This is a genomic window from Pseudomonas sp. HY13-MNA-CIBAN-0226 (assembly GCF_040310305.1).
Taxonomy (GTDB): Bacteria; Pseudomonadota; Gammaproteobacteria; order Pseudomonadales; family Pseudomonadaceae; genus Aquipseudomonas; species Aquipseudomonas gregormendelii.
The window spans coordinates 94,419-121,199 of record NZ_JBEOPS010000002.1; the positions used below are offsets into that span (position 1 = coordinate 94,419).

Annotated in this window: 24 protein-coding genes and 4 pseudogenes; 11 read left to right on the forward strand and 17 right to left on the reverse strand. The window is 55.8% G+C overall.

Going from position 1 to position 26,781, the window contains the following annotated elements:
• Positions 1-26: 26 nt before the first annotated feature.
• The 3 genes from AAEZ05_RS02590 to AAEZ05_RS02600 are packed head-to-tail and all read right to left on the reverse strand — an operon-like array spanning position 27 to position 2,944.
• On the reverse strand, positions 27-347 hold the full coding sequence (locus AAEZ05_RS02590) for an NIPSNAP family protein (protein WP_045057867.1): 321 nt from the start codon (positions 345-347) through the stop codon (positions 27-29).
• Positions 316-2,094, reverse strand: coding sequence for an FAD-dependent oxidoreductase (locus AAEZ05_RS02595; protein WP_350646547.1), 1,779 nt, complete (start codon positions 2,092-2,094; stop codon positions 316-318). The genes AAEZ05_RS02590 and AAEZ05_RS02595 overlap by 32 nt, the downstream gene beginning before the upstream one ends.
• Before the next feature lie 31 nt (positions 2,095-2,125).
• Positions 2,126-2,944 carry a shikimate dehydrogenase family protein gene (locus AAEZ05_RS02600; RefSeq protein WP_350646548.1) on the reverse strand — a complete coding sequence of 273 codons (819 nt, stop codon included), beginning with the start codon at positions 2,942-2,944 and terminating at the stop codon, positions 2,126-2,128.
• 145 nt (positions 2,945-3,089) lie between these two features.
• Between AAEZ05_RS02600 and AAEZ05_RS02605 the strand changes: the two genes are divergently transcribed.
• Together AAEZ05_RS02605 and AAEZ05_RS02610 are read left to right on the forward strand one after the other, a co-directional pair.
• Positions 3,090-3,863 (forward strand): IclR family transcriptional regulator domain-containing protein, encoded by a 774-nt coding sequence (locus AAEZ05_RS02605; RefSeq protein ID WP_045057864.1) that lies wholly within the window; start codon positions 3,090-3,092, stop codon positions 3,861-3,863.
• Between the two features lie 331 nt (positions 3,864-4,194).
• Positions 4,195-4,395 (forward strand): annotated as a pseudogene (locus AAEZ05_RS02610) (EamA family transporter); the annotation flags it as partial.
• A gap of 201 nt (positions 4,396-4,596) precedes the next feature.
• Here AAEZ05_RS02610 and AAEZ05_RS02615 read toward each other — a convergent pair.
• The gene (locus AAEZ05_RS02615) at positions 4,597-4,881 is read right to left on the reverse strand and encodes a hypothetical protein (protein ID WP_350601112.1); all 285 of its coding nucleotides are present in this window, start codon (positions 4,879-4,881) and stop codon (positions 4,597-4,599) included.
• A gap of 363 nt (positions 4,882-5,244) precedes the next feature.
• On the opposite strand from AAEZ05_RS02615, the gene AAEZ05_RS02620 reads away from it, so the two are divergent.
• From AAEZ05_RS02620 to AAEZ05_RS02635, 4 genes are all read left to right on the forward strand, one after another.
• Positions 5,245-5,916 (forward strand): hypothetical protein, encoded by a 672-nt coding sequence (locus AAEZ05_RS02620; protein WP_350646549.1) that lies wholly within the window; start codon positions 5,245-5,247, stop codon positions 5,914-5,916.
• Positions 5,917-6,112: 196 nt separating this feature from the next.
• Complete coding sequence (locus tag AAEZ05_RS02625) at positions 6,113-6,958, forward strand: DUF6502 family protein (RefSeq protein WP_045057862.1); 846 nt, start codon at positions 6,113-6,115, stop codon at positions 6,956-6,958.
• Positions 6,955-8,691, forward strand: a complete 1,737-nt coding sequence (locus AAEZ05_RS02630) for a DUF5666 domain-containing protein (protein ID WP_350646550.1) — start codon at positions 6,955-6,957, stop codon at positions 8,689-8,691. Before AAEZ05_RS02625 ends, AAEZ05_RS02630 begins: the two co-directional genes overlap by 4 nt.
• A gap of 85 nt (positions 8,692-8,776) precedes the next feature.
• Positions 8,777-9,526, forward strand: coding sequence for a hypothetical protein (locus AAEZ05_RS02635; protein WP_502947753.1), 750 nt, complete (start codon positions 8,777-8,779; stop codon positions 9,524-9,526).
• Between the two features lie 138 nt (positions 9,527-9,664).
• Here AAEZ05_RS02635 and AAEZ05_RS02640 read toward each other — a convergent pair whose 3' ends face one another.
• Together AAEZ05_RS02640 and AAEZ05_RS30630 are read right to left on the reverse strand one after the other, a co-directional pair.
• Entirely contained in the window at positions 9,665-10,756 is a 1,092-nt protein-coding gene (locus AAEZ05_RS02640; protein WP_502947754.1) for a methyl-accepting chemotaxis protein, read from the reverse strand.
• Positions 10,757-10,960: 204 nt separating this feature from the next.
• Positions 10,961-11,230, reverse strand: a pseudogene (locus tag AAEZ05_RS30630) (PAS domain-containing protein); the annotation flags it as partial.
• A 512-nt stretch (positions 11,231-11,742) separates the two neighbouring features.
• Here AAEZ05_RS30630 and AAEZ05_RS02645 point away from each other — a divergent pair.
• The gene (locus tag AAEZ05_RS02645) at positions 11,743-12,429 is read left to right on the forward strand and encodes a GNAT family N-acetyltransferase (protein ID WP_045057858.1); all 687 of its coding nucleotides are present in this window, start codon (positions 11,743-11,745) and stop codon (positions 12,427-12,429) included.
• 188 nt (positions 12,430-12,617) lie between these two features.
• Here the strand turns inward: AAEZ05_RS02645 and AAEZ05_RS02650 are convergent.
• The 4 genes and pseudogenes from AAEZ05_RS02650 to AAEZ05_RS02665 form a co-directional block, all read right to left on the reverse strand.
• A pseudogene (locus AAEZ05_RS02650) lies at positions 12,618-13,811 on the reverse strand (GAF domain-containing sensor histidine kinase).
• A gap of 218 nt (positions 13,812-14,029) precedes the next feature.
• Positions 14,030-14,344, reverse strand: coding sequence for an antibiotic biosynthesis monooxygenase family protein (locus AAEZ05_RS02655; RefSeq protein ID WP_350646552.1), 315 nt, complete (start codon positions 14,342-14,344; stop codon positions 14,030-14,032).
• A complete protein-coding gene (locus tag AAEZ05_RS02660) occupies positions 14,334-15,344 on the reverse strand; it encodes a zinc-dependent alcohol dehydrogenase family protein (RefSeq protein WP_045057855.1) in 1,011 nt (336 codons plus the stop codon). Before AAEZ05_RS02660 ends, AAEZ05_RS02655 begins: the two co-directional genes overlap by 11 nt.
• A 148-nt stretch (positions 15,345-15,492) precedes the next feature.
• Entirely contained in the window at positions 15,493-15,795 is a 303-nt protein-coding gene (locus AAEZ05_RS02665; RefSeq protein ID WP_045057854.1) for an ArsR/SmtB family transcription factor, read from the reverse strand.
• 46 nt (positions 15,796-15,841) lie between these two features.
• On the opposite strand from AAEZ05_RS02665, the pseudogene AAEZ05_RS02670 reads away from it, so the two are divergent.
• Positions 15,842-16,009 (forward strand): annotated as a pseudogene (locus AAEZ05_RS02670) (nickel/cobalt efflux protein RcnA); the annotation flags it as partial.
• Position 16,010: 1 nt separating this feature from the next.
• Here the strand turns inward: AAEZ05_RS02670 and AAEZ05_RS02675 are convergent.
• Positions 16,011-16,949 (reverse strand): DMT family transporter, encoded by a 939-nt coding sequence (locus tag AAEZ05_RS02675; RefSeq protein ID WP_350646553.1) that lies wholly within the window; start codon positions 16,947-16,949, stop codon positions 16,011-16,013.
• Positions 16,950-17,048: 99 nt separating this feature from the next.
• Here AAEZ05_RS02675 and AAEZ05_RS02680 point away from each other — a divergent pair, with 99 nt between their 5' ends.
• Positions 17,049-17,918, forward strand: a complete 870-nt coding sequence (locus tag AAEZ05_RS02680) for a LysR family transcriptional regulator (RefSeq protein ID WP_350646554.1) — start codon at positions 17,049-17,051, stop codon at positions 17,916-17,918.
• Between the two features lie 86 nt (positions 17,919-18,004).
• On the opposite strand, the gene AAEZ05_RS02685 is transcribed toward AAEZ05_RS02680, so the two are convergent.
• Positions 18,005-18,895: a DMT family transporter gene (locus AAEZ05_RS02685; protein ID WP_350601518.1), complete on the reverse strand. Its 891-nt coding sequence runs from the start codon at positions 18,893-18,895 to the stop codon at positions 18,005-18,007.
• Between the two features lie 227 nt (positions 18,896-19,122).
• Here AAEZ05_RS02685 and AAEZ05_RS02690 point away from each other — a divergent pair, with 227 nt between their 5' ends.
• Together AAEZ05_RS02690 and AAEZ05_RS02695 are read left to right on the forward strand one after the other, a co-directional pair.
• On the forward strand, positions 19,123-20,007 hold the full coding sequence (locus tag AAEZ05_RS02690) for a LysR substrate-binding domain-containing protein (protein WP_350646555.1): 885 nt from the start codon (positions 19,123-19,125) through the stop codon (positions 20,005-20,007).
• A gap of 68 nt (positions 20,008-20,075) precedes the next feature.
• Positions 20,076-20,618 carry a DinB family protein gene (locus AAEZ05_RS02695; RefSeq protein WP_350646556.1) on the forward strand — a complete coding sequence of 181 codons (543 nt, stop codon included), beginning with the start codon at positions 20,076-20,078 and terminating at the stop codon, positions 20,616-20,618.
• A gap of 566 nt (positions 20,619-21,184) precedes the next feature.
• On the opposite strand, the gene AAEZ05_RS02700 is transcribed toward AAEZ05_RS02695, so the two are convergent.
• The 5 genes from AAEZ05_RS02700 to speB form a co-directional block, all read right to left on the reverse strand.
• On the reverse strand, positions 21,185-22,276 hold the full coding sequence (locus AAEZ05_RS02700; protein WP_350646557.1) for an alkene reductase: 1,092 nt from the start codon (positions 22,274-22,276) through the stop codon (positions 21,185-21,187).
• A gap of 122 nt (positions 22,277-22,398) precedes the next feature.
• On the reverse strand, positions 22,399-23,766 hold the full coding sequence (locus AAEZ05_RS02705; protein WP_350646559.1) for an aspartate aminotransferase family protein: 1,368 nt from the start codon (positions 23,764-23,766) through the stop codon (positions 22,399-22,401).
• A 64-nt stretch (positions 23,767-23,830) separates the two neighbouring features.
• Positions 23,831-25,177, reverse strand: a complete 1,347-nt coding sequence (locus AAEZ05_RS02710; RefSeq protein WP_350646560.1) for a glutamine synthetase family protein — start codon at positions 25,175-25,177, stop codon at positions 23,831-23,833.
• Between the two features lie 32 nt (positions 25,178-25,209).
• A complete protein-coding gene (locus AAEZ05_RS02715; protein WP_045059450.1) occupies positions 25,210-25,767 on the reverse strand; it encodes a helix-turn-helix domain-containing protein in 558 nt (185 codons plus the stop codon).
• Positions 25,768-25,802: 35 nt separating this feature from the next.
• Entirely contained in the window at positions 25,803-26,771 is a 969-nt protein-coding gene (gene speB / locus AAEZ05_RS02720; RefSeq protein WP_045059449.1) for an agmatinase, read from the reverse strand.
• Between the last annotated feature and the right edge of the window lie 10 nt (positions 26,772-26,781).

The window sequence follows — 26,781 nt, forward strand, 5'->3', positions numbered from 1 at the left end:
AGAAGCAGCGCAACGCGGCGGAAGTGCTATTTGAGCGGGGAAAAGTCGGTCGGACGCAGCAGTCGTGAATCCAACGTCACCACGGCGTCCAGTTCCTTGTTCTGCCGCGCGAAGTCCTGCCAGCGTGGATCGGCCGCCATGGCATTGCGGCGTGTCATGCGGTCGTCAAGGCTGGCGTAGCCCCAGATGTGCACCACTTGATTGACTTCACCTATTTCGGTGGTGAAGAAGCCAACCAGGTTGCCCAAGTGTTCTTGCTGCACGGCCAATGCGGCGCTTTTGTACAGGGCCAGCCAGTCGCCGAGCTTGGTTGGTTTAATCGTGTAGGTGCGCAGTTCGTAGTACATGGTGTTCTCCAGTGCGGGATGGTTGTGCAGTGCTGTGTTCGAGCCGGCGAGCGATATCGCTGGCGGCGAGATAACCGAAAGTGATGCCTGGGCCAAGGGTGATTCCGGGACCAGGATAGGTACCGTCCATGATTGAATTCATTTCATTGCCAGCAGCGTAGAGGCCGGGGATCGGCGCTGCGCTGCGATTCAGCACGTTGGCCTGGCCATTGGTGACCAGGCCTCGGGCTGAACCGAGATCGCCGGTAAATAAACGCACCGCGTAGAACGGCGCCTTGCGCAGGGGTTTCAGGCATGGATTGGGTTGATGCAGTGGATCACCCATGTAGCGGTTGTAGGCCGTACTTCCCTTGCCGAACTGTTGGTCGACGCCTCGTTCGGCATCGTCGTTGTATTGCGCCAGGGTTTGCTCCAGAGAATGCGCATCCAGTCCGGCCATGCGTGCCAGGTCGGCGAGGCTGTCGGCACGTAACAGATAACCGGCGTCGATCAGTGCGCTGTTGTCGACGGGTCGCGGACGCGCCAAACCCATGCCGTAGTTGTTCAGTGCTTCGCTGTCACAGATCAGCCAGCAGGGAGCATTGGCGCCGCCTTCGGCGAACATGGCTTCGACGAAACAGTGATAGGAATTGGCTTCATTGACGAAACGCCGCCCGGCACGGTTGACTGCGATGACACCGGGTTTAGCGCGGTCGGTGACCAGATGCGGAAAGCGTTCCACGCTGCCGTCGGTCTTGTGCAGCACCGAAACCGGGGCCCAGAAGAAATTCGCCGACAGGTTGTCGCCAATTGCCGCGTCGACAGAGCCGGCCAAGCGTTGCCCATCACCGACGTTGGCAGGCGGTGACATGCTCCAATGCTCCGAATCAGTAGCGGGCCGGTGTTCTGCGGCTTGTGCCCCGGCGGCAAACCCCCCCATGGCCAGCACCACACCGCCACGAGCGAACACGGAACGGGGCACTCCGCCCATGGAAATCTGCACACCTTTTACCGAGCCCTGCTCGACGATCAGCGCCTCGGCCGTCGCTTGCAGCCATAGATCGACGCCGTTGGCCATAGCGCTGGTGGCCAGGCGCGCGATCAAGGCATTGCCCACGGTCAGGCGGGTGCCGCGTGGGTGGCTGAGGCGGTCGACGGCGTAGCGTCCGATCAGTTTAAGGCAGTGCCAGAGGGATTTCGGCGAACGCTTGATGCTGAGGAAGTGCTGGATGTCGACACGATTGACCATCATGCCGCCGAAAAGCAGCATGCCATCCGGGGGGCGCTTGAGGTCTTTGAAATGCTCGCCGAGGCGACGACCGTCGTACTCGTCGATTTCCAGCGCTCGACCTGTTTGCGTGCCACCCGGCAAGTCCGGGTAGTAGTCAGGCGACAACGGTCGCAGGCTGTACTTGAGTTCGCTGTGGGTTTCCAGGTACCGCAGGGCTTCGCGACCTTGCTCGATGAAGGCATCGATCAATTGCGGGTTGTAGCCGTTACCGATCACCTCTTTCAGGTAAATGCGCATCTGTTCGGCGGGCAGGTGATGCCCGGCAGCACGGGCCTGGTCGGTATCGTGCAGCCACACTGCACCACCGGAAATCGCCGACGTACCGCCGAAGGCCTCAGTCTTTTCCACCAATAGAACTTTAAGGCCGCGGCAACTGGCAGTCACCGCTGCAGCGAATCCGGCTGCGCCGCTGCCCAGGACGATCACATCATAAGTCAGCTCGGCATTGGCAGAATGCAGGAAAGTCGTAGTGTTCATTGTTATCGCCTGTCAAGAACGCGCCGGAGGGTCAGATCTCCAGCGGCGTCACACCCATGAAGTGACCGAGGTTGCCCAACTGCGCCAATGCCATTTCCGGTCCGGTCTGAATCGGGCAGCCCAGTCTTCGGGCCAAGGCGAGAAAAGGTGTCACCGCGGGTGATGTCACGACATCGGCCACAAGGGTTTTAGCGTTAAGGGTTTGCATCAGCGCGGTCGGCAACGGCATTGGGCCGTCATCACTGGTTGCACTCATGCCGACTGGCGAGGCGTTGACGACAAGGTCGAAGTGATTAAGTGAGTCCGGTCCTGCGCTGATCGTAATTTCCGGGAAAGCGTTGCGCAGAAGGTCGCCGAGCACCTCGACGCGCTCCTGGCTGATGTCGCTGATGGCCAAGTGGCTGATCCCGGCCTGGCACAACGAATACGCAATCGCGCTGCCTACGCCGCCGGTGCCGATCACCAGAACCTGTGTGTTCGCGGGGGTGAAACCGTGTTTGCGCGTAGCGTTGAGAAAACCCTCGCCGTCAACGATATCGCCCACCAGTCGACCGTCGGCTTCGCGGCGTATCACATTGACCGAGCGTAGTGCCGCCGAGCGTGCACTGACGCTATCCAGGCAGGTAGCCAACAGTTGTTTGTAAGGGACGGTGACCACACATCCGCGCAAGTTTTGCCAGCCGCGCAGAGTCTGGACGAAGTCATCCAGGGCGTTCTGTGCAAGGTCAATGGCGAGCATGGAGACGTTCTGCTGGTGGTCGGCGAACCAGCGATTGAAGTTTTCCGGCGATTTCACCTGGGCTACAGGCGAGCCGACGATGGCGACTAGTTCAGTCGAACCCTGAATCATGAGAGATACCCGCTTATTGGCTTTGTTGTAAGGCCGATACTGCAAGCGGTGAACGCGGCGAACAATCGAGCTTGTGCACGATTCGGTTGATAATCGCATCGCCAGTGCGATAATCGCAGTCTGTGTGCGATAAAGAGTCCAGGTGATGAAGCAACCTACGATCCACCCGCGGGATTTGATCGTCGGCCTGCAAAAAGGCTTGGCGCTGTTGCAGTTGTTTTCCCAGGAGCATCCGCGCCTGAGCGTGCCGGAAGTGGCGCGAATGGCCGATATGACCCAGAGCGCCGCCCGGCGTTTTCTGCTAACCCTGGTGCATGACGACTTTGCGCAGACCGACGGCCGCCATTACTGGCTGACCGCCAAGACCTTGCGTATCGGCCAGGCTTATGTCGATTCCGCGGTGCTGCCGCGCATGCTGAGGCCCATCGTCGAACAGGTGGCACGAACCACCCAGGAGCATGTATCGGTAGGTGTTCGCGACGGTGATGACATTGTGCATGTGGTGCGTAGTCGCTATAGCCACATCACCTCGATGTCGATCCGACCTGGTTCACGTGTGCCGATGTATTGCACCGGCAGCGGACGGTTGTGGTTGGCGAGTTTTTCGCAGGAGGCGCTTTGCGCATACTTCAAACGCAACCCGCCCCGGGCCATTACGCCATATACGCTCACCGACGAAGCACTGATCTGCCGCGAAATCGTCTTGGCGGGCGAGCGTGGTTACGTGATGGTGGATCAGGAATATGAAGTGGGCATGCGGGTGTTGAGCGTGCCTCTGATTGATTGGAAAGGGCAATTACAGGCAACGCTGACGCTGACTACTCACGCATCGCGCATGACCGTTGAGGACATGCGCGAACGGTATCTGTCGACGCTGTACGAAGGGCAGGCGCTGCTGCGGCCGATCATGACGCGTTGAATCTCAAGGGCTGGTGGTCAGGCTTGCGTGGGAGACTCACTGAGGCGGTTCGGCGACGCTTTTAGATGTGGCAGCCATTTACTATTTGCGCAAATCACTCCGAGCAATTAAATGGTGAAAGTCCGCTTTTGGCCGATTCTGTTGAAAAAATCGGATTTTCAGATCGCCTGAACTCAGGCGCGACCACCACAGGAGAAAATGGTGGCCCTTGAGATGAAAATCTGGCCAGCCGTCGCAGGTTCTGCACTGCGATTTCCCTGTTTCAGCACGCGGGCATGGGGCTCGCTCTGTGTGGTTTGCTGAGCATAATCTCCATCGTTGATGGGACAGTAACGGCTCGACGGGTTACAGCGCATTGGTGAATCAACTCGACTACCGCGCCGTCCTGTCGATCCTGTTCCAGCTATACCCCAATACACGGTTAGGCTACTGGGTATGGAATTCACTGCTGAAGCAATATCCAGTTTTTTCAGTCACGCCATTGTCATTATTGGTGCCCTTATTCGGACTGCTCGGTTCAGTCATGACTTTCCAACCGTTTGCATTCAGAGCCACGTACGGAGCATGTCCTTGTGCGATCGCTCTGAAAACAAGAAAAGAGCCCAGTTACGCTACGAAATGCTAGTTGAAGCAGTCGATAATCGCCAAAATCAGCCGAGGAGGCTGTTGGCTTTGCTTGAATCGTCGGGGTTGGCGGCTGGGGGAATGGCGTCGCAGCCGCCAGATCGGCATGCTAGACGAATGATTGGCCGGCAAAGCCACGGGGCAGGCGTTGTCGCCCTTTCATGGTGGTGAGTCGCTCGGTCCACGCTGCCCGCCAGTCATTAGCCGCGTGGGTGATTTTTGCTTTGCGAGCCGTGCGTCTTGCCAAATTGCGCTGGTTTTTGCGTGCGTCCTTGAATGCGTCGGTGTTGCGGCAGCTTCTGCATTTCACGCGGGCCAGTTCAGTGGTCGAGGTGAGTTGGTTGCCATTGTGACCGCAGGCCAAATGCCCGCCTACTTTGAAGTGAGTAACCATCAGACGTCTCCTTAGTGACGTGTATCCGTTTGACCTCTGGCTACTCACAACGTTCGTCGAGCTTCTCGAAGGGCGCGTCGACGAATAGACCCACATTACTATTGCATTTGCCCCCGGCACTCAGCTGCTGGCTATGGCACTGAGTGCCTGTCCCGTCCGAAAAAGATCATCTGCGGTAAGTCATTTCCAGCTTCTTTCCAGGCCAACCATCGGTCGACTTTTCTGTGCGCCACTTGAACCTACGTGCAAAGAGGTCTAATTATTATGCGTGGGAAAAAATCCCACGCACGGAATGCCAAAAAAACTTACTACGACTTCTGACTTGATTTGGCGTTTCTCGCGGTAATGACCAGGAGACGAAAAATGCAGATTCATAGGCTGTTCAAGAAGGCACTATTGGCGATGGCCATAGGTGGTGTGCTGTCGGCGTCCATTGTTTTGGTGCCGGATACGATCTTTCATGGTTCCAGTGCTTACGCCAAAGAAGGTGGCGGACATGGCGGTGGAGGCGGAAGTGGTGGGCACGGCGGAAATGGCGGTAGTGGCAGCGGTAGCGGAGGAGGAGGCGGCAGCGGCAGTGGTGGCGGTGGTGGCGGTGGCCACGGTGGAAACGGCGGTGGAAACGGCGGCGGAAGCGGAGGTGGAGGCGGTCATGGTGGAAACAGCGGTGGTGGCAGTGGTAGTGGTGGTCATGCTGGCAACGGCGGTGGTAGCAGTGGCAGCAGCCATGGCGATGCAGGCCAGGGCAACGCCGGGAATTCGAATTCTGGCCGCAGCAGCAACCATGCTGAGGCTGGCGATGATCACGGCAATCACGTTGGTGGTGAGCCTGGTGATGATCATGGCAATCATGTTGGCGCAGAGCCCGGGGACGATCATGGCAATCATGTTGGCGGCGAGCCTGGCGACGACAATGGAAATCACGTTGGGGGTGAGCCTGGCGATAATCGTGGCAACCCTGTGGGTGGCGAACAGGGTGATGACCGCGGCATTCATGTCGGCGGCGAAGCAGGGGATGACACCAGCAGGAGCTGATTCACTCTGATGGGATCTCATACAAAACCTTCGGAGAGAGTTTTGTATGAGATTTGGTCCATCCCGTTATTGCCCGTAACGCATGTGCAGTGAGCGCTTGCAGCTATCCCTTATTCCTGGAAAAAGTGCGTAACAGCTCATATGGGAATTTTTTCCACGTCGTTATACTGGGTTTATCTGTCAAGGAATGTGCTGTATGCAATCGCCCACCTTACCTCCCTCTCTGTTAGGAGCCCTGCGGCGGGTCATGCGCCCGCTGGTGCGCCTGATGCTGCGCAAAGGGGTCACCTATACGGTATTCGCCGATTTGCTTAAAGAGGTGTTTGTCGATGTGGCTGATCGTGAGTTTCGCTTGGATGACAAAGTTTCGAGCGACAGCCGCATCAGCCTGCTCACGGGGGTTCATCGCAAGGATGTGCGCCGGCTGCGAAACGAGAGCGAGACGTCAATCGCTGCGCTGCCGGAGAACATTACTTTAAGCGCGCAACTGGTCAACGCCTGGACCAACAGTCGGCCTTTCTGCACGGATGCTGGCCAGGCGTTACCTCTGCCGCGACTGGCCAGTGTCGGCGGTGAGTGCTCCTTTGATGCCCTGATGGCGAAGGTCAGTACGGACATCCGCGCGCGGGTGGTGCTCGATGAATGGTTGCGCCTCGGCGTCGTACGTCTCGATGAACGTGACCGTGTACACCTTGAAGCCCAGGCGTTCTTGCCGCAGAAGGGCTTCGACGAGAAAGCCGCTTACCTTGGCCACAACCTGCACGATCACGCCAGTGCAGCGGTGCATAACCTGAGCGGGGAAGGCCTGCCTTTCTTCGAGCGCAGCGTGCACTACGACGCCCTGGCCGCGGTCAGTGTCGACACTTTGCGCGAGGCTGTTGCCAGGGAGGGGATGCAAACCCTGCTCAATTTCAGCCGGCTTGCCGCAGACCTCGAAAATCTTGATTCGCCAGGTATCGAGCAACGTCAACGCATCACAATCGGACTCTATTTCTACACTGAGCCCACCGATCCCGTTTCGTCGATGACGCCTGCCCCATGATCTCCCTCAAGCGCTGCTTCAGTATTGTCACTCTTGTCCTGGGTTTTGGACTGAACCTGGTGACTCCCGCACGGGTCGACGCAGCACCGGCATGTGTTAGCCGCGAGGAAGTGGGAATGTCGGGCGCATCGGGCTTGCAGTTTCCGGGTGGCATTGGCGGTACCGGGGCAAAGACAGGCGGTGTGGGCGGCACAGGCATCCACGCCGAAAGCGGTGGCGTCGGCGGCACCGGTGCGCCGCTGCAACAGCGTCCCGGAGGCACCGGAGGTACGGGCGCGGTGGCTGCCGGCGTGGATGGCACCATCATCAATCGTGGTCACGGCGGGGTGGGTGGCACGGGTGCACCGATCCTGGATCCGGGAGGTGTTGGCGGCACTGGAATCGTTGGCACCATCACTGGGTTCGCTTCGATTTGCGTCAATGGAATGGAAGTACACTTCGGCAAAGACGTACCGGTGAGCGAAAACGGCGTCGCCGCGAGTAGCGCTCATCTGGCGATAGGACAGGTTGTTGCGGTGGAAGCATTCGCCACCAAACAAGGCCTGCGAGCCGGACGTATCTCGATCCTGAACGTCTATGAAGGGCCGCTGACGGCACTACCCACTGCTTCGGCGCCGCTGCGGGTCATGGGGCAACCCGTGCGTCTTGCTGTGGGGGCTCGGGTTGCTGAAGGGCTACGCACGGGTGAACCGGTCAGAGTCAGCGGTCTACGAGATGCCAATGGTGAAGTATTCGCTAGTCGCATCGAACGGGCGCCTACCCTCAGGGAAGCTAGTGCCATCGGCTCGATAGATCCTGCCGGCAGCCTCCAGGGGCTGAAACTGGGAAGTCGCGTGGCACCGGGGCAGGAAGTGCTGGTGCGTGGCCAATGGTCCGGTCACCAGTTGGAGGTCGCTCAAAGCAGTCCTGACCCGAGTCTGCCTTTTGCCGGCCGTGTGCATGAGGCCGTGATCGAAGGTCTGGTACAAAGCCGACGGGACCGACACCTGGTGGTCGCAGGCTTCAATGTGACACTGGGGCACGACACAGTGTTTGTAGGGGAGCAGCCCACCACATTGGCACTGGATCGACGCGTTCGGGTGAGCGGCGTGTTTAGTGGTACGCGTGAAATACGGGCAACACGTGTCGAGTTCCATAGCGAACGCGCCGATACCTCGGGCAGGGGCCATGGGGGACGTGACAACCGAACGGGCGCCGACACGGAACAGAGTGCCGATGACTCGGGCAACCTCAACAACAGCAGCGGTAACGGTGGGCGCGATTTAAGCCCGCGCAGTGAAAGTAGTGAAGGCAGTGAGGGCGGCAGCGGTGGAAGCCACGCGGACGACCGCAACAACAGCGGCAAATCCGAGACCGTGGACAAGTCTGGAAAATCAGAGCATGTCGAGAAAATGGAGCAACCCGAGAAGGAGTACAACAGTGGACGGCCTGAAAAGATAGAGAAGATAGAGAAGGTTGAAAAAGTCGAGAAGGTAGAGCGACCCGAAAAGGTAGAAAAAGTTGAGAAAGTGGAGCGGCCAGAAAAGGTCGAAAAAGCTGAGAAAGTAGAGCGACCAGAGAAAATCGAGAAGATAGAGCGTCCCGAAAAGGTAGAAAAAGTTGAGAAAGTGGAGCGGCCAGAAAAGGTCGAAAAAATTGAGAAGGTAGAGCGACCAGAGAAAGTCGAACTACCTGAAAAGGTCGAAAAAGTAGAGAAAGTAGAGAAAGTGGATCGATCTGGCCGTTCGGCATAAGCGCTGCGGCAATTCTACAAACGGTGAATAAGCAACTAGGCTGGGTATGTTCGATAACACTTCTCAACGGGATTTTGAGGTGACGATGAGACCCATGCTGCCTCTTTTTGCCAGCCTGCTGGCAAGCTTTACCGTGCAGGCCTCGGGCGATACCTTCAGCACCGCCATCGGCATGGACTATTCAAGCGGTGACTATGGCACCGGTACCACTTCGGAAATCTGGTATGTCCCCGTTGTAGGAAAGTATGAAACGGGCCCTATGACCTACAAGGTTACCGTGCCCTGGTTGCGCATCACTAACCCCGAAGTCGGCCCGAACGGCGACCCGTTGCCCGGTGGTTGCAGGGATGTGGAGAGTGGCTTGGGCGATACTGTCACCAGCGCAGATTATGCGTTGCTCGATGGCAGTGAGGGGGGCGTGTTGCTGGATCTGATCGGCAAGGTCAAGTTCCCCACCGCAGATGAAGATCAGTGCCTGGGCACCGGCGAATTCGACTATACCGCTCAGGTTGACATCGCCAAGACCTTCGGCTCGGTGACCGGCTTCGCGACCCTGGGATGGAAAAAGTTTGGCGACCTACCCGATAGCAATTTCGACGACCCGATATTTGCCAGCCTCGGCTTCGCCATGCCCGTGGCTGTGCGCACTACGGCGGGCGCCTCCTACGACTGGAGGCAGAAAGTCGTCTCCACCGGTTCGCAAATTCAGGAACTCACCCTGTTCGTCACGCATAAGCTCAGCCACGAATGGAAGATTCAACTGTACGCGGTCAAAGGCTTTTCTGACGCAAGCCCGGATGCAGAGGGCGGGCTGGTGCTTTATCACATGTTCTAATGGCGATGCGTTGCCCCTGACTTACCAAGCGCCTCAGACTGACTGCTTTTAGCCGATCACGAGTTGTTTCCTGGATGTGCATTCCAATGACCGCGTCTGGCCGATTGCTGCCCGTCGGGACGGGCAGCAATCGACGGGTTATCGGTTGAATCGCTCGACCAATGAATACTGAATTTTAGCGGTCTGGGTCAGTTCCTTGCTCAGCTCTGCCGAATGCCTGGCCTGTTCAGACGTCTGGTCTGCCAGATTGGCAATGGTCGTGATGTTGCGACTGATTTCCTCGGCTACGGCGGTCTGCTCTTCGGTCGCTGCGGCAATCTGGGTAGTCATGTCCGTGATGTTTGCCACCGCTTCACTGATCCCGACTAATGCTTTATCTGCTTCAAGCACCCACGCCACGCCTTCTTCGGCCTGGCGATGACCGCTTTCCATGGTTTTCACCGCATTGTTGGACGAGACCTGCAGCTTGGAAATCAGCCCATGGATTTGCGTCGTGGACTCCGTCGTGCGCTGCGCCAACTGGCGCACTTCATCGGCGACTACCGCAAAGCCTCGACCCATGTCGCCCGCTCGCGCAGCTTCGATGGCGGCGTTCAGCGCCAGCAGGTTGGTCTGGTCGGCAATGCCCTTGATCACATCGACTACCGTGCCGATTTCGTTGCTGTCCCTGGCCAGTTGCGCGACGGTCACCCCGGTTTCACCCACCACCACCGAAAGGCGCTGAATGGCTTCCCGGGTGTCCCGGGCCACTTCGCGTCCACGCCCGGTCAACACATTGGCTTCCTGGGTAGCGTCGGCGGTGCGTTGGACGTGGCTGGCGACTTCCTGTGTGGTGGCGGCCATTTGATTGACTGCGGCCGACACCTGCTCGGTCTCGACCCGTTGTCGGTCAAGCCCACGGGAACTTTCGGTGGCGAGGCCATCGGATCTGCCGGCCAGCCCGGTCAGTTGTTCAGCCGTATCCTGCAACCGGGTGAGGCACGTCTTGAGCCGGGAGGCCTGGCTGACAAACGCCGTTTCAAGGCTTGCCTGGGGGCCACGTTCGTCGCTGTACATTTTTGCCAGCAACGCGTCGCAGGTTGAGGCTTCAGCCATTTTCAGCAGACGCAGCGCACCGCGGTTCTGTCGACTCGAGACCCAGAGCCCGAGCGGCACCGATACCCCGACAGCCAGAATGATCGCCTCCGACATACCGAGGAACACGCCGCCCAATGCACCCACCAGGCCCATGGTCAAAACCGGCAGCCAGGCGAGCAGGGCGGGTTGCCATTGATCACTGACCGGGACGGCCGACTTGCCCTGGCTGAGGCGTTTATAGAGGGCTTCGGCACGATGGATCTGCTCGGCCGTCGGCTTGACCCTTACCGACTCATAGCCCACAACCTCTTGCCCCTCGAAAATCGGCGTGACGTAGGCGTTGACCCAGTAGTGGTCGCCATTTTTCGAGCGATTCTTGACGATGCCCATCCACGGTTTGCCAAGCTTGAGCGCACCCCACATATGAGCAAAGACGGCGGAAGGCACGTCGGGGTGGCGAACGATGTTTTGAGGCGCGCCGATCAGGTCGGATTTGTTAAAACCGCTGACCTCGACGAAGGCGTCATTGCAGTACGTGATGACGCCCCGTGCATCCGTTGCCGAGATGAGTTTTTGTTGAGGCCCAAGGGCAACCTCGCGCTGCGTAACCGGTTGGTTGTTTCTCATCTGTATTGCTCCTATGCCCTAAGCCATGGACATCGGCTGCAATATGAGAAAGGTTAATGAGTAACTTTAAAAGGGCAGGTCATGCGTCCGAAAAGAACGGGTGGACGCTTAAACGCTACGTCTGACCTAAAACCGGCGTACGGCCAAGCGTTTCCTTTTGGCCGATAGGGCAGGGTTGCATCGGACCCGAAGCAGTCGCTCATTTTAGAAGCCTCGGTGGGCAGGCCGATAAAAGTAGGGCCGATGGTTGCTTGTCGCGAAGTGCAGAGTGGCTAAGAATCATCTGCAATGACTTGGATACATTTAGCGCCTGCTGAATAATTTGTTACAAAACTATTCGTGCCTTTTTTATATGCACTTGCAGCGCTGTTCTATACCCACTTCAAGCGCATGGACGTGTTGGCTCTTCATGGCAACAGTCGTATTGGTTGGAACCCATTAGCTGCTCGCCCATCGCGCATTCACTCACCAAACACGTTAGAACAACGCCCCTAACTCCACCGGGAGGTTTCATGAGTGCATGGCAGCAGCTACGAGTGCGAGTCAAACGAAAAGGCCTGCGTCGCACCGTCAATACTCTGTGGAAGCGCTATGTGTTTTTCCACTGGGAGCTACTGTGGATGGAGCGTGACCTGGTCACGTCGGTTCCGGCTCAAAAGCTCAGGCCATACTCAGGATTACGCTTGGTCGACATCGATACACAGAACGCGGATGCGTTCGCCAGGCACTTTGGCGACCGAGTGGAAGTCATGCGCGAACTGGCCGCCGAAGGGCATACCGGACATATGTACCTGGACGACAAGGGTGATGCGGTAGCTTTCATTTGGGGCAGCAAACGCAACTACCATGATCGCCACTATTACGGTTGCTGGTTCCCGGTCAAGGACGGCGAGTTCTTCGCGTTCGGGGGCGAGATGACGCGACGTTACTTTGGTACGGCACTTTCAGTCGATGGCCAAATCTGCCTGTGGCAGGCGATGCAAGCCCAAGGCTGTAACAAAGTGGTGGACGTCTGTGAGGCGCACAACATTCCAGCCCTTAAAGCGCACATTCGCATGGGGTATCGCGAGCAGGGGCGGATCATGCATGTCTACGGTTTGTTCGGGCGCTGGCGTTTATTCCGCGAATCCCACTACAGCGGCTCGCGACTCGATAGCCTGTGCAAACCTCGGCGTTCCACGGTGGCCGCGCCAGCGTGAGGTGCAAACGCTCCCCTCACGCAAAACGCTCATGTCCTTCCCTGACCTTAGCCGGCGAACAGCTATTTAGAAGCTGTACCGGGCAGTCAGTTTCACATTACGTGGGTCGCCGTAGATGTCATACGGGCTATAGGCACCATTGGCCACGCTGCTGTAGTAGGTACGGTCGAACAGGTTGCCTCCTCAAATCAAAGCCACTTCTGCTTCCCGGGAAATCGAGCCGTGAAGTTCGTCCCTGACTCAGGCGTCGAAGTCACTTTCAAACTTCCGCCGTGCGCGGTCGCGATCTGCGATGCGATGTATAAGCCCAATCCGAGGCCCTCGCCACGTTGACCTGATTCCGATCGCGTGAAGGGTTCGAACAATAGCGGCACCAGGTTGGCAGGGATGGGTTCGCCCTGATTGGTCACGGATATGACGACGTCATCGTCGTCGGCATAGGCTTGTACGCTGATGGGGGCAGTCGTAGAGCCATGGGTGACTGCGTTGCCCAACAGGTTGGAAAGCAATTGACTGATGCGCAGCGGATCGCAATACACCCCAGCAGGTATGGCTATCTAACTGCTCAAGCGTGCGGCGGGGTTGGATGATTGAATTTCATCAACGGTCAGGCGCAGCGTGCGTTCCAGGTCATCTACCACCTGTCGTTTGCTCGGTATCCCGCCGCCCATTCGGCCCCGGGCAAAATCCAGCACGTTTTCGATCAGGGTTCCCATGCGTACGGAGCTTTGGCGGATGGCTGCAACCAGACCCAGCGAACGTTTGTCGGCCGATTGGGTTTGCAGCAGTTCAGCACTCATGCGAATGGCGCTCAGCGGCGTACGCAAATCGTGTCCGAGCACGGCAATGAACTGCTCTCGCAGCCGGGCACTTTCATTGGCATCCACCAGTGAGGCTTGCGCAGCTAGCAGGTCGCGCTGGGTATCGAGGTTCATGGCGATCAATTGAGCGAAGAGCGTAAGCGTTTTCTCGATAGCAGGATCGTCGAGCTTCGCAGTAACGGAGTCGATGGCACACAAGGTGCCAAAAAAGTCGCCATTGGCTTTGATGATGGGGATGGAAATGTAGCTTTCCAGGCCGTAGATCCTGGGCGTGTGATGCAGCGAAAAAACCGAGTGTTGGCTCGCGTGGCCGAAAATGACCGGCTTTCTGTGCTGGCGTATTTCGTGGCAGATAGTCGATTCCAGTACCAGCTCTCCACCGGGCTGGAGCCCGAAGTTGATGGAGTCATCCACCGCGCAGGCAATCCACTTCTGCTCGGTCACTCTCGCCACCGCAGCAAATCGCATCCCGGTGATGTGTTTGACCATACTCAAGATGACCGGAACGGCGTCTATGCTGCGTATGGCCTCTACATCCGAGGAAAACTCTGGGCTGGTCATGATTTGGCGATTCGTATGTGCATGAGCAGAGACTATCTCTAATTGTGCCGCCGGGCCAATCCGAGGCGTTCTGCCGCGCAAGGTGACGGCCGCGAAGTTCTATATTTCACTAGTCGTAGCAAGCGCAGTGCATGGCTGGCAGTCATCTCTACCAGCGGGTATCGGGCCAGTCAGCGCAAGCGTCAGTTGGCCCGAACAGTCCTCGTAATTTGCGAGCTTCAAAAAGCAGGATCACCTGCAGCAAACGCCGCTCCCTCAATGTGATAGACCTGCGGTTCTGCCGATAAGTATGGCTGCAGGCCCGTCATGAACACCCGATGGTCTTCACTCGCTTCAAAGCCCGGGACGTGATCCTCGAGTGATTGCCAGCGGACGATCAGGTTGAATTGCTGCGGTGTTTCGATCCTTTGGGCCAGCATGTGCCCGCCGTAACCCTTTGCGCGGCAGAGCAAAGGAGCAACCTGTGCAAATGCATGCCGGAAGCTTTCAATCTGGTCTTTGTGAACGGGCAGCAGAGCGATTTCATAAATCATGGGATTCCCCTGGAGTGAGTTCAGCGCTGGTGAGAAGCGACGGCACGACGGCAATCGCGATTTTCCCTTGAATACCATTGTTGGGGCTTTCCAGCCGCGCATGGGCGAGGGCAAGGTCGGCAAGTGAAAAGACGGCGCCAACGTGCGGGCGCAGCTGACCGCGCTCAATCAATGCGCTCAACTCATCCAGCTTGCCGCGGTTTTGCCGGGTGAAAACGAAGTGATAACTCGCGTTCTTGCCCCAGGCCTGAACGAGATTCTGTGGCTGGGCAATGTCCACGATGGAGACAACCCGGCCGAGTTGGGCGAGGGCGTCCGCGCTGCGCGCTAATGTGTTGCCGCCGATGGTGTCAAATACCACGTCGACTCCGCGGCCGTCCGTTTCCCGATTGATGGCGTCGACGTAATCCTCCTTTTCGTAGTCGATCATCACATCGGCACCCATGCTTCGTGCGAACTCAAAGTTTGCCTCGCGCACGGTCGTGAAGACCCGCGCGCCAATGGCTTTTGCCAACTGGATCGCTACATGACCGACGCCTCCCGCGCCACCGTGGATCAGAATGCTCTCGCCCACTTTGAGCGCCGCTCGCACGGTCAGTGCTTCCCACGCCGTTCCGCCGACCAGGCTCAGGCTTGCGGCCTCTAGATGGCTCAGGGAAGCAGGCTTCTTCCCGACAATGCTTTGGTCCGCAACGTGGTACTCGGCGTAACTGCCCGAACCGTCAAATATCTGCGGGGTGTACCAGACTTCATCGCCGGGAGCGAAAGCCGTGACGCCCGGCCCGACTTCCTCGACAACGCCAGATACGTCGTGCCCGCTAATCGCCGGAAGTGGCACCAGGTCGGGATAATCGCCGCGGCGAACCTGGTAATCCAATGGGTTGATGGAAGTAGCGTGTACCCGTACCAGGACTTGTCCCGTGCCCGGCACTGGCTTGGTCACGTCACAAAGTTCGAACGATTCCGGGCCACCGAAGGATTTGATTATCATCGCTTTCATTTTGAAACCTCACTTCTGTAAAAAGGGATATCGAGAAATGTCGATGTGTATCGGCATAGAAAATCACTGCGTGTGTTCCGAGCCCCTCACAGAGTCTTATTTCGATTAAAAGGGATATCGGGAAATATCGATATCATGCGGTAAAAAATTACAGCTCTGTACCTATGATCTCGGCGAGTGCACGGATGGTTGCTTCGTTTCGCTTGTAGTAGGTCCACTGACCAATGCGCCTGACTTCGACCAGCCCGGCTCGTTGCAGCGTTGCAAGATAGTCAGACACCGTCGACTGCGACAGTCCCACGCCTTCTTGAATACTGCTGACGCACACACCAACCGTGAGCACATCTCCCTCATCCTGCGCAGGGAAGCTGTTCACCGGATCCTTCAATCCTTTGAGGATTTCAAGACGGGTACGGTTTGACAGTGCTTTGAAAATTTCAAGTAAGTCCATCGCTTCAGGATATCGAAATTTACCGATATGTCAATGCGTGGACTAAGTCGCTGCAGGTGCTGCTGCGACTATGGATGCTACACAGGCGTCCAATCGCTGGTCATGGCAGGGTACCGTTGCGCGTCGAGCGCCGTACCTGTCGAGCATGTTGATCATCGGTGTGGGTTTGTACGTGGGTTTTCATGGTTGGGTTGGTTTAAGCGTGCAGTCTTGAATTATTCATTTCTGCAGGAAGTCTTAAGCGACGCCTGTTGGTCGATTATCTCCTGCTCCCTCACTGTGCTCATCCCAAGCAATGGCAGTCCCAGCAGGGTCAACCCGACGCCCACCAGCGCACTCACGGTCAGCGGATCGCCGAACTGCAGCCATGCCCACAGCAGGGTCACCGGGGGCGTCAGAAACAGCGCACTGCTGATGCGTTGGATGCTGGAACGCTGCAGGCACAGCCAATAAAATCCATAACCGCCCAGAGTCGAGAAGACCACCAGCCACACCACGCCCCCGGCAAACCCGGCGCTGGTTGGCGGCCATATTTCCCCTTCGAGGCACGCCAGCACGGCAAACACCGGGATCACGGCGCATACCTGAATGAACAGCGCGGTGGAGGCGGGCATCGATGCGCCGGGTGAGGCTTTCTGGTACAGCGTGGCCGCCGCCAGGGAGAGGACTGCCAGCAGTGGCAGGCTGTAGACCCAGAGGTCTGCGGCGTCCCATTCCACGTTGGCGCCGCTGGCTATCAGCATGCCGGTCAGACACAACCCCAGGCCGACCCACTGCCAGCCGCGGGTGCGTTGCCCGGGCACGTTGACTGCCAGCACCACAATGGTCAGTGGCAGCAAATTGGCCAGGAGTGAGACGGTGCCCGGCGCGACACCCAGTTGAATCGATGCGGCGATGGGGCCTATGTAGCCACCAATCGCAAACAACCCCAGCAGGGCTTGATGCGCCACATCACGGCCGTGCAATGTCCGCAAACCCGCCCAGGCAAAAGGCAGTAACACGGCCGCCGCCAGGATAAAACGCCACACAGAGGCCAGGTAGACGCTTCCCTGGTCGGCGACATAGCGGTAACCGATGAAACCAGAGCTCCAGCTGACGACCATGGCCGACAGCAGCACGGCGCTGATCAAAATAGGTGAGCGTATGACGTTCATCGAATGGCACCTGACAGGGGGCTGAGTTCGATGGTATGAATGATTGACTGATGCAATCAAACGATACGATCAGCACCACTGATGCAGGATTACTGAACCATGGCTGAAGCGCTTGATATCGAACTGCTGCGAACGTTTCACGCCGTCTTGCGCTTTGGGCAATTCCTGGCGGCGGCCAGCTTTTTGAATAAAAGCCCATCAGCAGTGAGCTTGCACGTTCGCCGCCTGGAAGCCGTGGCCGGGGGACGTTTGCTGGAGCGCGATAACCAGACAGTCAGCCTGACTCCGCTGGGCCGTCGCTTTGCGCTGCAAAGCGCCGAACTGCTACGGCTGCACGACGGGTTGCTAGCCAGCTTTATCGCGCCGGTCGCCAGTGGGCGAGTCAGGCTGGGCATTTCTGAGGAGTACGCCGGCGCGGTACTGGCTTGTACGCTGCCGCACCTGACGGCGGATTTTCCCTGCGTCGAGCTGGAGGTTGAAACGGGTTCCAGTGGCCGCTTGAACACGCGCCTGCAGCGTGGGCAACTGGACATGGCGCTGTTAGTGGCCCCGGCTGATGTTGCTGTGCCGCAGGCGCGCTGCATCAAGACCTTCGGCATCACCCAACCTGTGTGGGTAGCCGCACACGGCTACCTGCAGGACCTCGCCAAACCGGTGCCCCTTGCATTGCACGGCAAGGGTTGCCCCTACAGAAGCGTGGCTGTCGACGCGCTGAGCCAGCAGGGTCGCCGTTGGCGAACAGTGATCATCAGCGCCGGGGTGATCGCTTTGGAAGCCGCCATCGAGGCCGGATTGGCCGTTGGCATCGTTGACCGGGCCCGGGTGAGCCAAGGCATGCGCGTGCTGACGGTTGGCGACGGCTTCCCTGAGCTGCCCGTACATGAATTGCGCCTGATGCTGGCCCCAGGGGAATTAAGTGAGGCGGGGGAGGTGCTGGCTAGATTGATCAGCCATGGTTTTGAGTGTTAGTGCGTCAACGAAGAGCAGATCAGTGCGAGCGTTTTCTTACTATGCAGCAATCCGGTGTACACCAGTGATCGTGGCCATATGCAGCTCTACGCTTTTGATGTGAGAGCGACCGGCGAGAGCTGGACCTTTCCAAAGCCCTTTACTGCTACGATCACTAATAAAGCTCCCATGATAGTAATCCAAGTGACTTTATTTCCGAATGTAAAGTAGTCCAAAAGCATTGTGATTACTGGAACCATGTAGAAAAGCACACCGACCTTGCTCGCTGAATTTTTTGCAAGCATACGGAACAACAGTAATACGGCTAACGTTGAGACTACAATTGTCATCCACGAGGCTGAAATTATAAAAGTCGGGGTTAAATTGAGTCTTGTCTCGGTAAAAGGGAGAACTAGTAGAAAAATACATGATGCGGTGAGCGCTTGGTAGAACGCTGCGGTAACGGGATCGATTATGGATTTTTTCTGCATGACTGATCCTGCACTTATTGCGACTACCGAAATCAACCCGAAAAATAGACCAAGGATCGTTACGGCACCGAGGTCGCGAGCCCCAAAAATGGCAATTATCAATCCTGTCAATCCAAGAAACAGGTAGAAATATCCTGTTTTGCCAATTTTTTCATTTGCGAATATAGGTGTCAGAATTGGTTGGAGGCCTAAAATAATTGCCAGGACGCCGGGTGTTAATTGGTAGTTGAGGGCCAAAAAATAAGCCGTTTGATAACCGACCTGCAACAATATGCCAATTATAATTACTCGTAGCAGTAAGCGTTTCGGCAGTAGTAATGCCTCCTTTAAACCTCTTTTTTTTGCAATTAATGCACAAACGATAATCAACGCCAGGGCTGCCCCAATAGAGCGTATGGTGAGGAATACCGAAACAGATGCGTCCTGTAGACCTAGCTTGACGAATATGGCTCCGCTACTCCACATTAAGAGAAATAGTAATGGTGAATATTTTTCTAAAGTGTTCATAGTGGAGCTTCTGCTTTAGGCTGCTTAGTAACCGAGTTCAGATATTCAACGTCAGTTGCCATGTAGTAACCGCTGATGTTGATTTTTTCGATAATTCTTGATGCCATCATTTGACTCCTACTAATAAGAGTTCAATGGTAAGTCAATGATTGACTGGGTGGGCGTTAATAATTATGATATGCCATATCTCGGATTGTGATGACGGATTATCGAAAATGAATTTGGACATGAATCAATTGCGTGCATTTGTCACTGTTGCCGAGCTTAGAAGCTTTTCCAAGGCATCTCAGAAGCTATGCCGTGTCCAGTCCGCGATTAGCCAGCAAATACAAAAACTTGAAGGCCATTTGGGCTCGGAACTCTTTGTCAGGGGTAAGCGAACGCTGGAGCTGACTACTCACGGCGACAGTATGCTTTCTTATGCAGTTAAAATTCTGGAGGTTAACGATCAGGCAGTAGCGCAGTTGACTGATAAGTCTCACAAGGGAGTAGTTAGAGTTGGCACGTCTGATACTTATGCATCTAACTATTTCTCTGAGATTATAAAGTGTTGTGCAGATCGATTTCCTGATATTGAGATCGAGGTGCATTGCGGATACAGCAGTCAAATTTGGCAGAGCTATGAAGCTGGTGAGCTTGATGTTGTGCTGACTCAGGGATGCCCATCAACTGTTCCGTCGGAGCTCCTGCACTCAGAACCTCTGAAGTGGGTTTGCGCTCACGAGAGCAAAATTGTGGAAAAAACCCCGATCCCTCTAGCGCTTTTCACTAAAGGTTGTGGCGACAGGGAATTAATATTAAACGCTCTAAATCGAGTCAAGAAAGCTTACAAGATAAGTTACCATAGTACGAGTCATGCGGGCATTCTCGCGGCATTGTCCTCTGGCTGTTATGTGTCAGCTGTATTGCTTAGCACTGTTCATGACGAGTTACGTGTGCTGGGAGAATCTGACGGTTTTCCGTTAATAGGTAATTTGGATATTTCGCTGGCCTATCATGATAAATCCAAAGGCACGCTTTCAAGTCTGTTTGCGGATATATCCAGAAATTATTTTCAGTCATTGAGTGCAGGCCATGTTATCTATTCTACCAGTCGTGCGTGCGCCAATTGAAGTGTCACCAACCCGGCTGGCTTGGAGCGAGTAGCCTTAGTGATGGATAACTTAAAAGGATGAACACTATGGACCGCACCCACCATATCTGTCTGATGGCGATCTACAACGATTGGATGAACGCGAAGGTTTATGAGGCGGCCAGAAGTCTGACTGATGAAGAGCTGTCAGTGGATAGGCAAGCATTCTTCGGTTCTATTCTCGGGACGTTGAACCACCTGGTGGCGGGGGACACGGTGTGGCTGCAGCGATTTGCCAGGCACCCAGCGAACTACCTGGCTCTGAAGCCGATTCAACAGCTCCCGGCCCCCCAAAGCCTCGACCAGTTACTGTTCTCGGATATCCGCGAACTTTCGACACATCGCGTTTGGCTCGATCAGGTAATTGTCGCGTGGTCTCGCTCCATCAAAGAGTCGGATCTAGATTACCCCCTCAGTTACACAAGCATGAAGGGAACCCCCGCTGACAGGAACTTTTATGGCTTGGTCATGCATTTTTTCAACCACCAGACTCATCACCGAGGGCAAGTAACGACTTTGCTTTCACAAAGTGGCGTCGACGTAGGCGATACTGATCTGGTCGCCCTTGTTCCTTCCGAGTCCCGCACATAAGCTGAAAAACCAGCCGGCGGATCTCCATGCCTGTTTCTTCGCTTGATTCGCGCAGAGCGCCATCTCTTGGTTCGGACCGACGACGGGCTAGCCATTATTCATTTGATAAGTTGGCACATTACCCCGAAGTGTCTACGAGTGACCGCTTCTGGCCGATCTCTGCCGGTCGCGAGAGGCAGAAAACGACCCAAAGCTGCCCTTCGTGAAGGATGGCTTCTGGTCGATAGGAACTCTCCAGAATCGTCAGCTATCGACGGAGGAATCCGAGCTCATTCAGTTTCCGTTTAAGCCGGTGTCGCGGGTTAGAAGGGGGCGTTTCCAATGGATTACCTTCTGCATCATTTCGTCCTTCCCTGTGTCTTTGTCCGCGATTCCGAGGATGCTGAACGCGAAATTTTTTCCGAAGTCTTTGTGATAATTGGTGTGCAGAGCTCGTATACGGAAGCTCCCAGGGAGATGGTTCATAAATATATGTTCCTCCAAAAAGTCTCAGATATTTCTCAGGCTACGCCAATATAGCAAATTATTATTTCAAGCTTGTGGTAGTAGCTTCGCTGGTTGTTAACTTATAACGCTGGGTAATCCGTATATCCTTCGGCCCCACCACAATAAAATGTAGAACTGTCTGGTTCATTCAATGGAGCATTCAGTCGAAAGCGCTCGGGGAGATCTGGATTCGCGAGGAAAAGCCTTCCAAAAGCAACAGCGTCTGCAATATCTTCACACAACAGTTTATCTGCCCTTTCGGCAGTGTAGTGGCTGCAAAAAAACAGGCTTCCTGTGAAGTTTTTCCTGATGTCCTGTCGGAATGTATCAGTCAGCGGTTCTCCTCCTGCCCAATCTGGTTCAGCAATATGCAGATAGGCCAACCCGCGCTGGCTAAACGCACGGGCCAAATACTCAGTCATTTCTTCAGCATCAGTATCTTGAATTTCATTGAAGATGCCGTTAGGGGTTAAGCGCACGCCTATACGTCCGGCACCATATATGGAAGTCGCTGCATCAATGACGTCGAGCAAGATTCGCGCCCTATTCTCCAGACTGCCTCCGTAGATGTCATCACGATGGTTCGTATTGGTTGATAAAAATTGGTTTAGTAAATAGCCGTTGCCCGAGTGGATTTCAATAGCATCAAACCCCGCGCGCTTGGCTCGAATTGCAGCATTGGTGTAATCATTCACAATGCCCGGAATTTCGTCGAGCGTTAAAGCTCTTGGGCCATCGCACAAGACCCGTTCAAAACCTCCATCTTTCGGTATTCTCGAAGTTGACTCTGTGACTGGAATGGCGGAGGGCGCAACGGGTAGTGTTTCGCCCGGCTGCAGCTTGCTGTGAGAAATGCGACCGACATGCCAGAGGTGCAGCGCAATCTTACCGTCGTTGGCATGTACGCCATCAACTACTCGTTTCCAGGCGGCTTCATGTTGATCGGTATAAATGCCAGGCGTATTCAAATAGCCTTGCCCTTGCTGTGAGATTTGCGTTGCCTCGGTAATAATAAGGCCCGCCGTAGCACGTTGTGCGTAATATTCAGCATTTAGCTCAGTCGGAGAAAAATCTTCTCCTGCCCGCATGCGAGTTAGCGGCGCCATGATAATGCGATTTTTAAGGGTAAGATCACCACTTTGTAACGGGCTGAACAGTTTTTTATATTTCATGGGGATTCTCATTTTCTTGGAGGTGAGAAAAGTTTATTAAAGTTGATTGTGCGTATCAGAGAGAAAGGTGCGTTTTCTCAGCGCGCTATAAAGTACAGCCCGCACTAATATTCAATTTTTATTCAAACAAGAACTTCTTCATAGGTGAGGTCCAGGCACAGACGCGCCTTCGCTATCAGCTCGTCGATTTCGGATTTGCTGATCACCAGCGGTGGTGCGATGACCATGGTCTCCCCGACTGCGCGCATGATCAGGCCATTGTTGAAACAATGGTTGCGGCAAATCATGCCCACCCCATTGGACTCGAAACGTTCGCGTGTGTGCTTGTTCTTCACCAACTCGATCGCGCCGAGCATTCCCAACCCTCGTATTTCACCCACGAGTGGATGGTCCTCCAGTTCGCGCAAACGCTTTTGCAGATAGGGAGCCGTTTCTTCCCGAACGCGCTCAAGAATCTTTTCTTCGCGGATGATCCGTATGTTTTCCAGTGCCACTGCCGCTGATACAGGGTGCCCGGAGTAGGTGAAACCATGATAGAAATCACCTCCCTCGTTAAGCACCTCGGCCACTTTGTCGCTGACGATCAAGCCGCCCATGGGGATGTAACCAGAGGTCAGCCCCTTTGCAATTGTCATAAAATCAGGGCTGATGCCGTAATAGTCGCTACCGAACCATTCGCCGGTACGACCAAATCCACAGACCACCTCATCGGCGGTGAACAGGATGTCGTATTTGGCGAGAATCTCGCGAATCCTTGGCCAGTAAGTGTCAGGCGCAATGATCACGCCACCCGCCCCCTGGATAGGCTCGGCAACAAAGGCCGCGACGTTATCAATACCAATCTCGAGTATTTTCTTTTCCAACTGGTCCGCGGCCCAAGTGCCGAATTCGTCGGGGCTCATATCGCCACCTTCGCCGAACCAGTACGGCTGTGCGATGTGCACGATGTCCGGAATCATCCCGCCTTGGTCATGCATGGCTTTCATGCCACCCAAGCTCGCGCCGGCCACGGTGGAGCCGTGGTAGCCATTCAAACGACCGATGATGACCTTCTTCTCTGGTTGGCCTTTGACCGCCCAGTAGTGACGAACCATGCGCACCATGGTGTCGTTCGCTTCCGAGCCGGAGCCAGTAAAGAACACATGGTTCATATGCGCAGGAGCCAACTCTGCGATGACCTTGGCCAATTCCAGCACCGGCGGGTGTGCCGTCATGAAGAAGGTGTTGTAGTAAGGGAGTACGTTCATCTGATGACTGGCAGCTTTGGCAAGCTCATCTCGACCATAACCGATGGCTACGCACCAAAGCCCGGCCATGGCATCAAGGATCTTGTTGCCCTCGCTGTCCCATAGATACACGCCGTCGGCCCTGGTGATTATCCGCGGGCCGGTTTGCTTCAACTGTTTATAGTCGCTGAACGGTGCCAAGTGATGCTTGTCGCTTAGCACCTGCCATTCCAGAGTTTTGGGGTTATGCACGGTTTTGTTCATGGCTGTCTCCTTGAAAGTGTTCTATTGGTCCGGGTTGCTGAAGCAAAGCAGTAACCACTCGAAATCAGAGAAACCAGCGGTATTCACGGGCGTTGATTTCCTCCTGGAGCGCTAAATGATCCTGGCGTTTGTTTTCGCAATACACGTCGACAAACTCGGCCCCTAACCCTTCGCGAACTTGACGTTGTTGCTGCATGGCGCGAACGCCATGGAGAACGTCAAGAGGAAAATCAATGCCACTGCTTCGGTCTTCATTTAGCGGTGCTATAGGGTCGAGACGATTCTCCAATCCCTGCTCCATACCGACCAGAATCGCGGCCAGCACAAGGTACGGATTGGCGTCGGCACCGGCGATTCGGTGTTCGATGCGCAAGTTCTTCGCGTCCGATTCGGGAATACGCACGCAGGCATCACGATCCTCGTAACCCCAACTGGCACGCGCTGCGGAATTTACTGAGCCACCCAGGCGGCGGTAGGCATTTTGATTAGGAGCAAAAATCGGCATGCAAAACGGCAGCAGCTCCAGGCATCCAGCTACCGAGTGGCGCAATGCTTGTTGCTCGGTGGCCGCCAACAAGTTGTTGCCATCAGCGTCGTACAGGCTGACGTGTACGTGCATGCCGCTGCCTGGATGTTCCAGATAGGGCTTGGCCATAAAGCTGGCACGGTAACCATGTTTCAGCGCTACTCCACGGGTGCTACGGCAAAACAAGGCAGCCCAGTCCGCGGCGCGCAGACCGTCGTCTAGATGACCGAAATTGATTTCGAACTGTCCAGGGCCGAGCTCAGCGGTAATCACGGTAGTGTCGATACCTTGTGCGCGTGCGGTTTCGACCATGTCATCGAGTACCGTCGCAAAGCGCGATAGGCGCTCGATGTGCATGTTGGGCTGATCGTCGCCATCGTCCGAGCATTCATCACGGGGAAATTGAGGCAGCCCATCGCGCAATTTTTTATCGAACAGATAGAACTCCAGTTCGAACGCCACCACCGGATGAATGCCTTTGGTGCGCAGGCGTTGCAGCACCTGAACGAGCACTTCCCGAGGCTCGAACTCGATAGGCATCGCCGTGCCATCAGACGTAATCAGCATCTGACCTACCGGCTGCGCTTCCCAACTTACGAGCTTCAGCGTACCCGGTACCAGACGGCGCATAGCATCCGGGTCACCGTCATTGAAGCAGTAGTCGCCGATTTTGAACAAGCCACCCTGTACACCTAGCAGCACACAGTTTTGGGGCAGCTTCAGAGCGCTTCCGGCGGCAACCTTTTCCAACATGTCTACCGGGTAACGTTTCCCGTAAAAGTGCCCCGGAATATCCAAGGCAATCAGGTCGACGTAGCGGACTTGCGGGTAGCGCAGGCGGAAGGCACGCACTTCAACCAGCAGGTCTGCACTGTCAGCATTCATAGTTGTTTTTCCTTCGTTTTTTATAGGTGACATCAGTTGTAAACCCAAAGGACCCGGGTCGTTTGTTCAGTGAGGTTGCCGTAGCGACAAAGGGTGTGGCGAGCCAACTGAAAGCTGTCTCCAGGGAACAAGGTGATTGGCTCGTCGTCATCGCCGAGCCATAACTTCAACTCTCCCTCCAGGATGTAACCGCCTTGCTCGGAGCCGTCATTCATATAACGCTCACCACTGTTGGCTCCAGGCACCAGCTGGCTTTCAAGCATGGAGAAGGGCGCTGACAGCTTCGGCGATACTAAAATGTCAGTAATACCATTGGCGAAATACAGCGCCCGTCGCTCATCCGGTCGAGTGACCCAAGGCAATTTCTTGGGTTTTGGCAAACTGTAGAAATACGTGGTTGCCACCCCGAGGGCTTCACTGATCGCCGTCAAATCCGCCACAGTTGGACGTGATAGGCCGCTTTCGATCAGGGAAAGAAAATCGACCGTACAGCCAACCTTCTCCGCCAGTTCCATCAGCGTGCACTTCCTGTGCTCGCGCAGGTCGTGAATAAGGATCGCCAACGCCGCTATTTCTTCTTGCTTGTTCATGCCTAGAGCTCCAGAGGTTGGCTCATCGTGCAGATTTAACTGACGGGTAATTTGTGCCGCGCGGCATATAGGCAAACCATCTCCATAGCGATGGTCGCCCCGGCCAGCGCCGTCACTTCCGCATGGTCGTAAGGCGGCGAGACTTCCACCACATCCATTCCGACCAGGTTGATGCCGCGCAACGCACGCAGGATTTCCAGCGCCTGATGCGTACTCAATCCACCGCAGACCGGAGTACCCGTACCGGGTGCGAAGGCCGGGTCGAGACAGTCGATATCGAAGGTCAGGTACACAGGGTTATCCCCGACCCGCGCAAGAATCAGCTCGGCGATAGCCTTCGGTGAGGTGCTGAGAACTTGGCGGGCATCGAGTACCTGGAAGCCCATCGTGTCGTCATTGGTAGTGCGAAGACCGATCTGCACTGAACGGCCCGGATCGACCAGGCCTTGTCGGGCGGCGTGATAGAACATAGTGCCGTGATGAATGCCTTGCTCGCTGTCGTCGGCATCCGGCCAGGTATCACTGTGAGCGTCAAAGTGCACGAGCGACAAAGCGCCGTGCCTCTTCGCATGGGCCTTGAGCAATGGGTAGCTAATGAAGTGATCACCCCCCAGCGTAAGCATCCCGCAGCCCGCACCCAGAATGTAATCGGCATGCGCTTCTATGGCGGCGGGCGTCCTCTGCGGCTGTCCATGGTCGAAGTTGCAATCGCCGTAGTCGATCACAGCCAAATGATCGAATGGATCAAACTCCCATGGGAAAGGGCGCTCCCACGCCGACTGGATTGAGGCAGCACGGATTGCCCTTGGTCCGAAGCGAGTACCCGGGCGATTGCTGGTAGCGGTGTCGAACGGTATGCCACTGACGACCAGATCGACCCCGTTCAAGTCACGCGTATAGCGCCGGCGCATGAAACTGGTGATGCCGCCGTAGGTCGGTTCAGATTGCGTCCCGTACAGACTTTCACGGGTGATGGCCAGGTCGTTACCTTGAAATACTTCCATGGTGGAATCC